Genomic DNA, 13,417 nt, shown 5'->3' with positions numbered 1-13,417 from the left:
AACATGAAACTAAAAAATATAATTAATTACCTTTTGGTTGCTTTATTAGCGATTCAATTGGTCTCTTGTGATAACAAGGAGAGTTTAGACTCACCCTTTAACGCTACTCCTACAGAACGTTTAAATGCTAGAGAAAAAGAACTAGATGATTTATTGGCTTCTTCTGAATTTGGTTGGAAAGCCGTCTATTTTACTGACAATACACAGTTAGGAGGATTTACACATCTTTTCAAATTTAAAGATGGTAAGGTAGATATGGCCTCTGATTTTGATAACGATACCTCTATATTTGCTAGTGAGTATGATATTGTTCTAGGAAGTACAGTTAGTTTAGTATTTACAACAAAAAACAGAATTCACTTATTATCTGATTCTAATAGTTTCCCAACTGCGGCATTAAGAGGAAAAGGATACAAAGGAGATTTTCAATTTTTGTATTACGGACAAGATAACGGACAGATCATTTTTAGAACTAATCGTACTTTTCAAGAATTACGTTTTGTAAAAGCAACTGCTTCAGACTGGACCGATTTAGCAAAAAGTAGATTAATGGTTGCTAACGTAATTGGAGAATCAACAAGACCTTTATTCCGTTTATTAGAAACTAATGACGGAACTAAAATAAGCCAATTTGATTTTACATTTACTTCAAATTCAAGATTTGCAACTTCAAATTCTATTGAAACTGGTTCAAGCCTAACCAATAATATTGGTATTGCTTACACACCAACTGGGATTACAGTTAGTCCAGCGGTTAAAGTAGGAAACCAAGAGTTAACGACTTTTACTTATGATCCTGCAACTGGAAACTTTAATGCAACTGGTACAGGTGGTGTTACGGCAAGTATAAAATATTCAGCTAAACCTTTAGTATTAACAGATGATTACAAAATGTTTTTACCAGGAAACCCATACATTTATTTTGGATACTTTGTTGGTGATTACATAGAAGATGCACCAACCAACTCTGATCTTTTTGTTTCTTTATTAAATCAAGCAAACACTGGATTACCTGTAGGGAAAAAATTAACTGATATTTATGTTTATTTAAATCACCCAACATTGGGATCTTTCATTAACTATTATTTTGAAAACGGCTCTTTTATTAGACATTATGTCGTAATAACTGAAGATGCAGTTAACAAAAAAGTAATTTTAACAGACGACGGATTTGGAGCTGGTGGAGCATATCCTCCATTATCTTTCATTAGACCTATTGATGCACAATTGTTAGATACTAATGGAATTTATGTCAAAAAAGAAAAATTCAAACTTGGATATGGCAATGATGTATATACTTTAACGGCATCTCAAAATCCTTTTAGGATGTCAGTTTGGAAATTATAATACCATTTTTTTGATTAGTTGAAAAAGGTTGCCCCTCAAAAGGCAGCCTTTTTTTTTTGAATATAATTAATGCGATTGAAATCATAACAGACAATAAATCAACCAAAAAAATACTAAAACAATCTCCACAGTTCACAAAGGTTTCTTAAACTAAAAATTATACCTTTAGATTTCTTATTTTAGCATCAAATAAACTTTATTATGCCAACGGACTGTATCACCTATCAAAATTCAGGATATTTTTCTTCCTTGATGAATGATTATTTAGATCAAAAAAGTAACTTAAACTCTTTATACCATAGATTTCCAAAACTTGAAAATTTTGAAGATCAAATCCTTGAAAAGCAGAAAAATTTTGACAATGATTCTCGAAAAACTTTAGTTGCAGTTTTAGAGAAACAATATTCAAATGTTGACACCTCTGTTTTAACAAAGCAAAATATAGAAGCACTATCACTTAATAACACTTTTACAGTAACCACTGGGCACCAACTAAATTTATTTAGTGGCCCCTTGTATTTCTTATACAAGATTATTTCGACGATTAATTTAACAAACGAATTAAAAGCAAAGTATCCTACAAACAATTTTGTTCCTGTTTATTGGATGGCGACAGAAGACCATGATTTTGAAGAAATTAATTATTTTAATTTTAAAGGAAAAAAATTCCGTTGGAATACTGAAAGTTACGGACCAGTTGGTCGATTATCAACTAAAGGATTAGAGGATTTTTTTGAAGTATATGCGCTTGAATTAGGTTCAAGTATCAATGCCGAAAAAATAAAAAAAATGTTTACTGATGCGTATTTAAACCATGACACTTTAGCCAATGCTACCAGACATTTGGCTAATGCATTATTTGGAACTTATGGTCTTGTAATTATTGACGCAGACAATCCGGACTTGAAACGCGCTTTTATGCCTTACGTGAAAGAGGAATTGTTACATCAATCTTCCCATAAATTAGTTTTAGCAACGGCTGAAAAATTAAAAGACTACACTGTACAAGTTAATCCACGTGAGATCAACTTATTTTATATTGAAGACACTTTGCGCGAACGTATCGTTTTTGAAAATGGCAAATACAAAGTAAACCATACAAAAATTGAATTTTCTGAAACTGAAATTTTGGAATTACTAGAGAATCATCCAGAAAAATTCAGCCCTAATGTTATTATGCGTCCTTTGTATCAAGAAGTGATTTTACCTAATTTATGTTACATTGGCGGTGGTGGTGAAATTGCGTATTGGCTGGAACTAAAGTCTTTCTTTGACGCTGCAAAAGTTACTTTTCCTATACTTCTATTGCGAAATTCAGTTCTATTAGCTACTGAAAAACAAGCTAAAAAAGCAGATAAACTCGATTTGAAGTGGAGTGATTTATTCTCTAAACAAGATTCCCTAATCAATAATAAAACAAAAGAACTATCTGAAATTTCAATTGATTTAGCTAATTTAAAAAAACAGCTGCAAGAACAATTTGAAAGCTTATATAAAATAGCAACAAAAACAGACGAATCATTTATTGGAGCTGTCAAAGCACAAGAGGCAAAACAAAATAAAGGACTAGACAATCTAGAAAAACGCCTACTTAGAGCCCAAAAAAGGAAACTAAACGACGTTTTGCAACGTATTATTGATTTACAAAATGATTTATTTCCAAACCTAAGTTTACAAGAGAGACAAACTAATTTTTCTGAATTTTATTTAGAAAATGGAGAAAACTTGATTCCGATGATTATCAATCAATTAAAACCGCTACAAAACAAATTTGAAGTAATTGTACTATAATTTTATTTGAAGTAGTAAATAAAAATAACTTACATTATTGAACAAAAAAGTTTACTTTTGCACAAAATCATAAAAAACAATAAATAAGATGGCTACTAATAGAACTTTTACAATGATCAAACCGGATGCTGTAGCAAACGGACACATCGGAAACATACTTGCAATGATCACAAATGCAGGTTTTAAAATCGTTTCTTTGAAATTAACGCAATTAACTATTGCTGACGCACAAGCTTTTTACGAAGTTCACGCTGCAAGACCTTTCTACGGAGAGTTGGTTGAATTTATGTCAAGAGGACCAATCGTTGCTGCTATTTTAGAAAAAGACAACGCTGTTGAAGATTTTAGAACTTTAATTGGAGCTACTAACCCTGCAGATGCTGCTGAAGGAACTATACGTAAAGCATATGCAACTTCTATTGGAGAAAATGCAGTTCACGGTTCTGATAGCGATGAAAATGCAGCTATCGAAGGTGCATTCCATTTTGCTGGTAGAGAGCAATTCTAGATTTTAGATTGTTGATTAACGATCTTTGATTTCAGATTTGAAAATCTTTATATAAAAAAATCCCGTTTCCAAAAGAAACGGGATTTTTTTATACCTACTAAAACCTGAAATCAAAACCTACATTCTAAAATCAAATTTTTATCTCAATACCACATCCTTAACGACGTCTCTTCTTAATTCTTCATTAATCATCGATACAATTTTAGATTTTCCATGACTTAATTCTTCTCGTAATACTGACGAAGTCAATTCTACATAGAGCGTACTACCCTTTAAAACTACATTATTAGTATAACTATTTACTCCATTCCCCATTAAGTTTCTCCAAGCCTCTTTTACATCAATTTGATCCATCCCTGGCTGCAATTTATTAACATGTATAATTTGTTTTAAAACATCACCAATCGTACTTTGATTATTTAGTCTCTTTGCCATCTCCTAATAAATTTATTGCTGTTGCTTTCTTATAATGATATTCTATTTTATCCTTATTTAACAAAACCAATTCGGATGCTGAAAGTGCTATCAATTCCTCACTCCATTTCATATAGGAAGTAGAATAATCTAAAAATACTTTATCATCAGCAAAACGAACTACTACATTTTCAAATGTATCATTTACCAAAAAAGTTCCATCTAATTGTGGCATCACTTTTTTGCGTATCCCTTTATTATTCTTTATTTCAAAAAAATCGTAACTCTCATTTATCTTATAATCCTTGTCGCTCCCTTTATCAAAAGTGACTTTCTCAATTTCCCAGTAACCGTTTAAGTTGACAATGTCAGCTGATTGAATCTTTTGTTTGCAAGCAACAAATAGTAATGAGATAAATAAAATTCCAAAAATCTTTTTCATAATTATAGTAGTTTTTTTTTAAGGAGCTATTCCCGCTGTCCGCTATATCCACGCTAAAAAGCGTGGGATGTCGCTACCATCAGGGCTAGGGAAATTGAGAACTAATGCTGTTTTTATTTCAACTACAAAGTTAAACTTATTAAGCGCAAACAAAACAAAAAAAGGGACAAGACAAGCTAGTATTTTGCTTATTTATATTCTAAAAAAATATTGAAATATATAATTTATTTTATGACTCAAATAACATATCAAAACCTGGTTATTTTCAGAATAAAAAAAACACATTTGATCTAATTTCAAATGTGTTCTTTTATTATAAAATTATGACGCTATTCCTATTTAAAAGGATATCATCTATTACCGAAATTGTAAAACTTATAATATATAAAAATATAATAATTAGCTAAATGATTTTTTTTTTAAATTTTATGAAACACTACTTTTTCCTAGTTCTGTTAAACAATCCAAAAACAAAAAGCAATACTCCAATTACCATTAATAAATAATATAAATTTACATTAGTATCTTTATTTGAACTGGCTAAAACGAAACAAATAACACTACCAAAATAGAGATACATTGTTGGAATATTTTTTAAAGAAGAAAAATTCATTGTATTATTTATTTAAAAAATGAATCTACAAATTCATATTTATTAAAGACTTGTAAATCTTCAATTCCCTCTCCTACACCAATATATTTCACTGGAATTTTAAATTGATCAGATATTCCTATTACAACCCCACCTTTTGCAGTTCCATCCAGTTTAGTAACTGCTAAACAAGTAACTTCTGTCGCTGCAGTAAATTGCTTGGCTTGTTCAAAAGCATTTTGACCTGTAGAACCATCCAAAACCAATAATACATCATGTGGCGCGTCTTCTACTACTTTTTGCATTACGCGTTTTACCTTAGTCAACTCATTCATTAAGTTCACTTTGTTATGCAAACGTCCTGCAGTATCAATAATTACAATATCTGCATCTTGAGCAACTGCAGATTGTAAAGTATCAAAAGCAACCGAAGCAGGATCACTGCCCATATTTTGTCTTACAATAGGAATACCTACTCTATCTGCCCATATTTGCAATTGATCAATTGCTGCGGCACGAAAAGTATCTGCAGCACCAAGAACTACTTTATAACCTGCTTTTTTGAATTGATAAGCTAATTTACCTATTGTTGTAGTCTTGCCCACTCCGTTTACACCAACAACCATTAAAACGTAAGGCTTAGTTTGAATTGGAATGACAAATTCTGTTGCTTCACCCGAGTTAGTTTCAGATAACAAACTAGCGATTTCTTCTCTTAAAATCTGATTCAGTTCTTCGATACCTAAATATTTATCTGAGGCAACACGATTTTCTATTCGAGTAATAATTTTAAGGGTAGTATTAACACCTACATCTGAAGCAACTAAAATTTCTTCTAGATTGTCTAAAACATCATCATCTACTTTCGATTTACCAGCGATAGCTTTCGATAACTTAGAAAAGAAAGTAGTTTTTGATTTTTCGAGCCCTTTATCTAAGGTTTGCTTTGCTTCTTCGCTAAAGATTGGGTCCTTTTTTTCTGACGAAAATATTCTTTTAAAAAAACTCATTGTATGAATAGTATTAGGAATGAAGTATTTGACTCAAGAGAACAAATACGTTTTCTAACGGTAAATATAGAAAATAAAAAAGCTACTTCCGAATGAAAGTAGCTTTTCTATATAGTGCTAATTGAATATTATTTCTTTTTCAAGAATTCATCAACTGATTCTGGAGACATAATAGATTCTACGAATGTATATGCACCTGTTTTAGGAGATTTCACCATTTTGATGGCTTTTGATAATCTCTTTGAAGCTGTTTGTAACGATGCTACGGTTTTCTTTGCCATGATTCAAATGTGTATTTAAAATTTTAAAAAAATCTTCAAATGCAAGCATCTGGATTTTTCAGAAAATTTCTAATTATTATTTAATTTCTTTGTGAACTGTTACACGTTTCAAAACTGGATTAAATTTCTTAATCTCCAATCTGTCTGGTGTATTTTTTTTGTTCTTAGTAGTGATGTATCTTGAAGTTCCTGCAACACCTGATGTTTTGTGCTCAGTACATTCTAAAATTACCTGGATTCTATTACCTTTCTTTGCCATCTTGCTATTTTTTTTCTTTGGAAGGGATTATTTGATAAATCCTTCTGACTGCGCTTTTTTCAAAACTGCAGAAATTCCATTTTTATTAATTGTTTTTATCGTAGATGCAGCTACTCTTAGAGTAATCCATCTATCTTCTTCTGGAAGATAAAAACGCTTTTTAACTAAGTTCACAGAAAATTTTCTCTTAGTTTTGTTCATAGCGTGAGAAACGTTATTTCCTACCATCGCTCTTTTACCTGTAAGGTCACAAACTCTTGACATTATACTTATCTTTTATCGTTATTCAAAATCAGGGTGCAAAGAAAAGAAAAATAAACCTATTTACCAACATTATTATTACACATTTTTTAAAATTTCTTTTTGCAAGAGCTCTAAACTTTTAAAAACCGCTCTATCTATCACTTTTTCACGGGGTTGGCCAAAATTAAATTCTTCAACAATTATTTGCGTTGGTGTTGCCAATGCGATAAAAACTGTCCCAAGTTCCGCATCTGAATCTCCTTTTGACGGTCCTGCATTTCCAGTTGTCGCAATCGCATAATCGGTGTTCATTATTTTTTTTACGCTCAAAGCCATAGCAGAAACTACCTCTTTACTAACTACAGAATGTTCTTTTATCAAACTTTCGGAGATTCCTAAAACATTAATTTTAACCTCCGTTGCGTACGAAACAACCGCTCCTTTAAAGTACTGAGAAGAACCAGAAACTGCAGTTAAAACTTCGGCAATTTTACCGCCAGTACAACTCTCGGCAGTAGAGAGCGTTTTGTTTTGTTTTTTAAGTATTCTTCCAATAACAAACTCGATAGTTTCTTCTTCATCAAACCCAACAATAATATCATTAATGATAGCATCCAAAGATTTTATATTTTCTTCCAGCGCTTCTTCTAACCTTTTTTTATCTGTTCCTCGTGCTGATAATCTTAAACGAACTCGACCCAAGGCAGGCAAATAGGCTAATTTTATAAATTCTGGAAGATTATTTTCCCAATCTTCAATACGTTCCGCCACCATACTCTCTCCTTGACCGTAGGTTAGAATTGTTCTATGAATAATGTACGGACGTTTGTACTCTAATACAACCTTAGGTATAATTTGATTTTCTACCAAGTATTTCATTTCAAAAGGAACTCCCGGAAGCGAAATGAATACCGTATTTTCCTTTTTCATCCACATTCCAGGCGCTGTACCTACTTCATTATGAAGCACTGTGCATTTTGACGGAACTAATGCTTGGTCTTTATTCATTTGCGTTATAGGACGCTTATAAAAACCTTCAATGATTTGCGTAACATGAGCGAGCACTTGTGAATTTACTACTAATTCATCTTCAAAATAATCACAGAATGTCTTTTTTGTAACATCATCTTTAGTAGGTCCCAAACCGCCAGTGACAATAACCAAATCTACTTTATTTTGAAGCGCTGCAAACGTATCTAAGATATGATTTTTGTCATCGCTAATCGAAATCATTTCATTGATCTCAACACCAATTTTATCTAATGCTTTTGCGATAAATCCAGAATTTGTGTCGACAATCTGACCTATTAAAATTTCGTCTCCAATCGTAACTATAGTTGCTTTCATTTTGTTTTAAATTTTAAGTGGTGTGAAGAAAAATCAAGTTTAGGAGATTTTATCTAGAATAAAAGATACCATACTAATGATTATTAAAAAAACTATTGCTATATTAAAATACAGATATTGCACTTTCCTTTCTAACCGAAAATCTTGAATTCCTAATGATTCGATAGTACCAATAATACCCTGCTGTTTTAAAATCAAATCAATTTCATTGTTGTTTTTTTAAAATAGAAAATACCTAATACTTTCTGATATAAATAATTGTTCTGGATCATAGTAATAATCTATTTCCCGACGCTGCAATTCACCTTCAAAAATAATATTATCCTGAAATAAAACATACAACTTAAAATGCTCTTGAAACTTGACATTTATAGTGTTTGACATTTATAGTTATTGTTTTTTTTTTGAAACTAATTGAATCAAAAAGAGAAATGTACTCAATCGTACATTTCTCTTTTTTTTGCGTGAGGGATAGTAGTGAAAATCCTTATTTTATGAAGCGATAGCGCAATAAAATAAGATTGCAACGTATAGCCCGACCGTTCTGTAATGAGAATGAAAGAATGGTCACGCCCAACTATTACACATCAAAGTCTTTTTTAATTTCTTTGATCGCTTCTTTTACTTGTAATTTAACACTTTTAAAAGTTTCTTTGATATCTTTCTTTTTACCTTCTGACTTGGTCCAAGCCTCGATTTGAAGAATTTCTTCGAATGCGACGTTTAAGCCCATTAAATCTAACGTTGGTTTTATCTTGTGCGCATAAGCATAAGCATGCTTATGGTCTTTCTTTTTAATCCCTTCTTTGATTTGCATTAAATCTTCTGGAACTTCTGTTACAAACAAGGTTAGAATTTCATTTACAAATTCGGGATCATTGTCTGAAAGTGCGTACACTTTTGAAAGGTTGTAATTTATAGCCATTATTTTACTTGTATTCTAAATAGTTGTTGTCCTTCTAAAAAGCCTTCTAAAACGTCATCGGATTTCACAGAGGCAACTCCTTCTGGAGTTCCTGTAAAAATTATATCTCCAATTTTTAATGTAAAAAACTGCGAAACATAAGATATTAACTCATCAATTTTCCATAACATTAAATTAGAATTACCGATCTGAGCTGTTTCATTGTTTTTCTTCAATTCAAAAGTAATATTTTCTAGGGAATTAAATTGATTTTTCGGTAAAAACTCACCTATAACTGCCGAACCGTCAAATGCTTTCGCTTTTTCCCAAGGCAATCCTTTTGCTTTTAATTGATCTTGTAAATCGCGTGCTGTAAAATCGATTCCAACACTAATTTCTTCGTAATATTTGTGAGCAAATTTAGGTTCGATATACTTTCCTACTTTACTTATTTTGACAATGATTTCAATCTCATGATGTACATCATTGGAAAATTCCGGTATCACAAACGGATGCTGTTTTAACAAAACGGCCGAATCTGGTTTCATAAAAACAACCGGTTCCGTAGGTCTCTCGTTCTTTAACTCTTCTATATGATTGGTATAATTTCTACCGATACAGATTATTTTCATTTTCTATTTTTTAGATCTTAACTGCTATAAATTGGCACTAATCTTTAGTAATTCAAAGCGTGAATAACTTGTTGTTATCAACTACTTTTTGGTGTTTAATTTTCTTAATTTAATAGCTGTCAAAACTTTTTTGGTATATAAAGGAAAATCGGCATTTTGTATCCAACTAAAATAACCAGGTTCGGTTTCTAATACTTTATTCACCTTTACCCCTTTGTGTTTACCAAAAGTAAATACCTCTTCGTTATCTGCATCAAAAGCGATCATTCCTGCAAAGTCAGCAATTTTTTTTCTGGTGGTAAACTCTGATAATAATTTCATGTCGTTTTCCAATTCTGGATAACGATCCAATTGTGCTTTTAGAATTTCGTAAGTCGCCATGGTATCTGCTTCTGCTGAATGCGCGTTTTCAAGCGATTTTCCACAGTAGAATTTAAGCGCTGCACTTAATGTTCGCTCTTCCATTTTATGAAAAACAGTTTGAACATCTACTGAGACTTTTCCTTTCATATCAAAATCGACTCCTGCACGCAACAATTCTTCTGCTAGTAACGGAATATCAAATCGATCCGAATTAAACCCAGCCAAATCACTGTCTTTAATCATATTATGTACCTGAGAAGCGAGTTCGTTAAAGGTAGGTTCATTCGCTACTTTTTCGTCAGTAATACCATGAACAGCGGTAGTTTGGGCAGGAATTGGAATCGTAGGATTCACCAACCATGTTTTACTTTCTTTATTTCCGTTTGGAAAAACTTTAAATATTGATATTTCTACAATTCTATCCTTTCCGATATCAATTCCTGTAGTTTCAAGATCGAAAAAGCAAATTGGCTTACTGAGTTTAAGTTCCATTTTTAATTTTTGTATAATTACAAATATAGAAATTTGGGTTTAATTTTATTTAAAGTTTCCCTTTTAAAGTTTAAAAAATCACAAAAACAAAAACCCGACTCATTCTTGAAAACGAGTCGGGTTTAAATTTTATTACTATTCTTTTTTAAAAATCTCTATTCACGTCAAAAGCTTCAAGATATTCTGCTACTCGTTTCACAAAACTTCCACCTAGCGCTCCATCTACAACTCTATGATCATAACTATGCGATAAAAACATTTTTTGACGGATTCCAATAAAATCACCTTCAGGAGTTTCGATCACTGCTGGCATTTTACGAATAGCTCCAAGAGCAAGAATACCCACTTGAGGTTGATTTAAAATTGGTGTTCCAAAAACACTTCCAAAAGTACCAACATTCGTAACCGTATAGGTTCCTCCTTGCGTATCGTCTGGCTTAAGTTTTCCTGCTTTTGCACGACCACCTAAGTCATTTACGGCTTTTGCCATTCCAACTAAATTTAACTGATCTGCATTTTTGATAACAGGAACAATTAAATTACCGTTAGGCAAAGAAGCTGCCATACCCAAGTTTATATTTTTCTTTTTGATAATAAAATCACCATCAACAGAAATGTTCATTCCAGGATAATCTTTTATTGCTTTTGCAACGGCTTCCATAAAAATTGGAGTATAAGTCAACTTCTCTCCTTCTCTTTTTTCGAAAGCATTTTTATTTTTTTCTCTCCATTTAACAATGTTTGTCACATCAACTTCGATAAAAGACTGTACGTGAGCCGATGTTTGCACAGAAGCGACCATATAACCCGCAATAAGTTTGCGCATTCTATCCATTTCAACTATTTCATCACCACCACTTACAGATACTGGAGCTGCTTTTTGAGCTACTGGAGCCGCAACAGTTTTTGGAGCTGAAACAACTGGAGCTGAAACTACCTGTTGATTAGCTCTATTTTTTACGTATTCTAAAATATCATTTTTAGTAACTCTTCCTTCTTTACCTGTTCCAGAAATTGCAGCTAGTTCGGCCACAGAAACTCCTTCTTCTTTAGCTATATTTTTAACTAAAGGCGATAAGAACTTCTCAGAATCAGAAAAATCAACAGGAGCAGCAACACTTTCTTTTGCAGCTTCGACCATTTTTGTCACTTCAGCTACAGCTGCAGGAGCCGTGGCTTCCTTAACTACAGACACAAGTTCTCCTCCTTCGGTTTCAATTATTGCAATAGTCTGACCTACTTGTACGAGATCATCTTTTCCAAACAATTGCTCAATTAGGATCCCAGAAACTTCACTTGGCACTTCGCTATCCACTTTATCAGTAGCTATTTCAAGTACCGCTTCATCAGCTTCAATCTTATCTCCAACTTGTTTCAACCAATTTGTAATGGTTGCTTCTGCTACACTTTCTCCCATTTTAGGAAGTTTTAATTCAAATCTTGCCATATTATTAACCTAAAAGGTGATTTTGATTTTCAGTTTGCGAAATTACTGAATATTTCAATTATAAATTACATTAAATGCATTTTTTTACGGTATTTTAATAACCTCGCCTCTTTCATTACTATTGTTGCTTCCTATTAAAAAATTAGCGTTTTTAGGTATAATTTTGAAGGTAAATCCTTTATTTCTTGCAGATTCAAGAAATTGAATACTTTCTTTAAAAGAAATAAAATTAGTATCTAAAATAATTTCAGGTCGTTCTTCAGTGTTTATTAGAGACGAAATTACCGCTTTTTCTTTTTTTAAATCGTAAAAAGTCACTTTATTTTGTAAAATTGAATTCAATTTATCCAATAATTCTGAAGAGTAAGAATACAAAAGAAAGGATTTTGGTTTAGCCTTATTTTTAAGTTGCTCTTTATTTTTTTTTGAAAACGAAAAAAGCAGTATTCCAATCTTCATGAAAAGATTAAAAATAACAGATCCAAAAATATTAGCACTAAAATGTTTTTTATAAAAGTAATACATCGCTTGCTGAAAACGTTTCATATAAGTACCATCTTTTATTGTGCTTTCTCCTTTATAATGAATTACAGAAGTTTCGTGAAAATAATAATTTGACTTTCCTTTTTTTGCAATTACGTAAGAAAGATCGATATCATCTGAATACATAAAGCAGTTCTCATCAAATCCGCCAACTTCTACATACAAATTTCTTTTCATCAACATAAAAGCGCCAACTAATACATCTACTTTTCCTGTTTGATTTTCATCTAAATGTTCGGCATAATACCTCCCTAATAACTTTGATTTTGGTACTATTTTATACAAACCCATAATTTTGGTAAAAGCTACCCAAGGAGTTGGAACACCACGCTTACTTTCGGGCAAAAATTGTCCAGCGCCATCAATCAGTTTACATCCTATAATTCCTGTTGTATCAATAGAATCTGAAGTATCTAGTGACCGAGCGAAAGTCAAAATTTTAGAAAAAGTATCCTCAGCAACGACAGTATCTGGATTAAGAATACAAATATAATCTCCTTTTGCATGAGCGACACCTATATTATTCCCTTTAGAAAATCCTAGATTCTCCTTATTCTGAATGAGCTTTATATGTGGGAAAAGCTCCTTTAGCATTGCGCAGCTATCATCCTGCGAATTATTATCAACCACAATAATTTCGCTATCGATTTCTAAAAGCGCACTTTGTACGCTTAACAAACAGAGTTCAAGAAAATAACGAACATTATAATTAAGAATAATGACAGATAACTGCATTTTAAAACATAGATTTAAACTTGATAAAAGAGAATGCTACAATAAAATAGTATTAAAAAAGCAGCAA

Annotated in this window: 16 protein-coding genes; 3 read left to right on the top strand and 13 right to left on the bottom strand. The window is 31.9% G+C overall.

Going from position 1 to position 13,417, the window contains the following annotated elements; genetic code table 11:
* Positions 1 to 3 precede the first annotated feature (3 nt).
* The 3 genes from J3S90_RS07785 (at position 4) to J3S90_RS07775 (ending at position 3,646) form a co-directional block, all read left to right on the top strand.
* Positions 4 to 1,347 carry a DUF4302 domain-containing protein gene (locus J3S90_RS07785; protein ID WP_210645721.1) on the top strand — a complete coding sequence of 448 codons (1,344 nt, stop codon included), beginning with the start codon at positions 4 to 6 and terminating at the stop codon, positions 1,345 to 1,347.
* A gap of 201 nt (positions 1,348 to 1,548) precedes the next feature.
* Positions 1,549 to 3,138 carry a bacillithiol biosynthesis cysteine-adding enzyme BshC gene (bshC, locus tag J3S90_RS07780; protein WP_210645720.1) on the top strand — a complete coding sequence of 530 codons (1,590 nt, stop codon included), beginning with the start codon at positions 1,549 to 1,551 and terminating at the stop codon, positions 3,136 to 3,138.
* Between the two features lie 88 nt (positions 3,139 to 3,226).
* A complete protein-coding gene (locus tag J3S90_RS07775) occupies positions 3,227 to 3,646 on the top strand; it encodes a nucleoside-diphosphate kinase (protein ID WP_121924310.1) in 420 nt (139 codons plus the stop codon).
* Positions 3,647 to 3,784: 138 nt separating this feature from the next.
* Here the strand turns inward: J3S90_RS07775 and J3S90_RS07770 are convergent, their stop codons facing one another.
* From J3S90_RS07770 to J3S90_RS07710, 13 genes are all read right to left on the bottom strand, one after another.
* Positions 3,785 to 4,081 carry a DUF721 domain-containing protein gene (locus tag J3S90_RS07770; RefSeq protein ID WP_210645719.1) on the bottom strand — a complete coding sequence of 99 codons (297 nt, stop codon included), beginning with the start codon at positions 4,079 to 4,081 and terminating at the stop codon, positions 3,785 to 3,787.
* Positions 4,062 to 4,502 (bottom strand): hypothetical protein, encoded by a 441-nt coding sequence (locus J3S90_RS07765; RefSeq protein ID WP_188050244.1) that lies wholly within the window; start codon positions 4,500 to 4,502, stop codon positions 4,062 to 4,064. Before J3S90_RS07765 ends, J3S90_RS07770 begins: the two co-directional genes overlap by 20 nt.
* A gap of 621 nt (positions 4,503 to 5,123) precedes the next feature.
* Positions 5,124 to 6,104 carry a signal recognition particle-docking protein FtsY gene (gene ftsY / locus J3S90_RS07760; protein WP_188050243.1) on the bottom strand — a complete coding sequence of 327 codons (981 nt, stop codon included), beginning with the start codon at positions 6,102 to 6,104 and terminating at the stop codon, positions 5,124 to 5,126.
* Positions 6,105 to 6,232: 128 nt separating this feature from the next.
* On the bottom strand, positions 6,233 to 6,385 hold the full coding sequence (locus J3S90_RS07755) for a DUF4295 domain-containing protein (protein WP_121924307.1): 153 nt from the start codon (positions 6,383 to 6,385) through the stop codon (positions 6,233 to 6,235).
* Positions 6,386 to 6,461: 76 nt separating this feature from the next.
* On the bottom strand, positions 6,462 to 6,644 hold the full coding sequence (rpmG, locus tag J3S90_RS07750; protein WP_016988713.1) for a 50S ribosomal protein L33: 183 nt from the start codon (positions 6,642 to 6,644) through the stop codon (positions 6,462 to 6,464).
* A 27-nt stretch (positions 6,645 to 6,671) separates the two neighbouring features.
* Positions 6,672 to 6,908 (bottom strand): 50S ribosomal protein L28, encoded by a 237-nt coding sequence (gene rpmB / locus J3S90_RS07745; protein WP_007805815.1) that lies wholly within the window; start codon positions 6,906 to 6,908, stop codon positions 6,672 to 6,674.
* Between the two features lie 75 nt (positions 6,909 to 6,983).
* Positions 6,984 to 8,234 (bottom strand): CinA family nicotinamide mononucleotide deamidase-related protein, encoded by a 1,251-nt coding sequence (locus J3S90_RS07740; RefSeq protein ID WP_210645718.1) that lies wholly within the window; start codon positions 8,232 to 8,234, stop codon positions 6,984 to 6,986.
* Between the two features lie 219 nt (positions 8,235 to 8,453).
* On the bottom strand, positions 8,454 to 8,618 hold the full coding sequence (locus J3S90_RS07735) for a hypothetical protein (protein ID WP_210645717.1): 165 nt from the start codon (positions 8,616 to 8,618) through the stop codon (positions 8,454 to 8,456).
* A gap of 196 nt (positions 8,619 to 8,814) precedes the next feature.
* A complete protein-coding gene (locus J3S90_RS07730; protein WP_210645716.1) occupies positions 8,815 to 9,159 on the bottom strand; it encodes an Hpt domain-containing protein in 345 nt (114 codons plus the stop codon).
* Positions 9,159 to 9,770, bottom strand: a complete 612-nt coding sequence (locus J3S90_RS07725; protein ID WP_210645715.1) for a fumarylacetoacetate hydrolase family protein — start codon at positions 9,768 to 9,770, stop codon at positions 9,159 to 9,161. Before J3S90_RS07725 ends, J3S90_RS07730 begins: the two co-directional genes overlap by 1 nt.
* Before the next feature lie 81 nt (positions 9,771 to 9,851).
* Positions 9,852 to 10,625, bottom strand: coding sequence for a 3'-5' exonuclease (locus tag J3S90_RS07720; protein ID WP_210645714.1), 774 nt, complete (start codon positions 10,623 to 10,625; stop codon positions 9,852 to 9,854).
* Positions 10,626 to 10,770: 145 nt separating this feature from the next.
* The gene (locus tag J3S90_RS07715) at positions 10,771 to 12,072 is read right to left on the bottom strand and encodes a dihydrolipoamide acetyltransferase family protein (RefSeq protein ID WP_210645713.1); all 1,302 of its coding nucleotides are present in this window, start codon (positions 12,070 to 12,072) and stop codon (positions 10,771 to 10,773) included.
* An 84-nt stretch (positions 12,073 to 12,156) separates the two neighbouring features.
* Positions 12,157 to 13,350, bottom strand: a complete 1,194-nt coding sequence (locus J3S90_RS07710; RefSeq protein WP_210645712.1) for a glycosyltransferase family 2 protein — start codon at positions 13,348 to 13,350, stop codon at positions 12,157 to 12,159.
* Between the last annotated feature and the right edge of the window lie 67 nt (positions 13,351 to 13,417).

Origin of the sequence: Flavobacterium flabelliforme (assembly GCF_017948675.1) — a bacterium.
Lineage (GTDB): Bacteria > Bacteroidota > Bacteroidia > Flavobacteriales > Flavobacteriaceae > Flavobacterium > Flavobacterium pygoscelis.
This window is presented reverse-complemented; position numbering and strand designations above follow the sequence as displayed.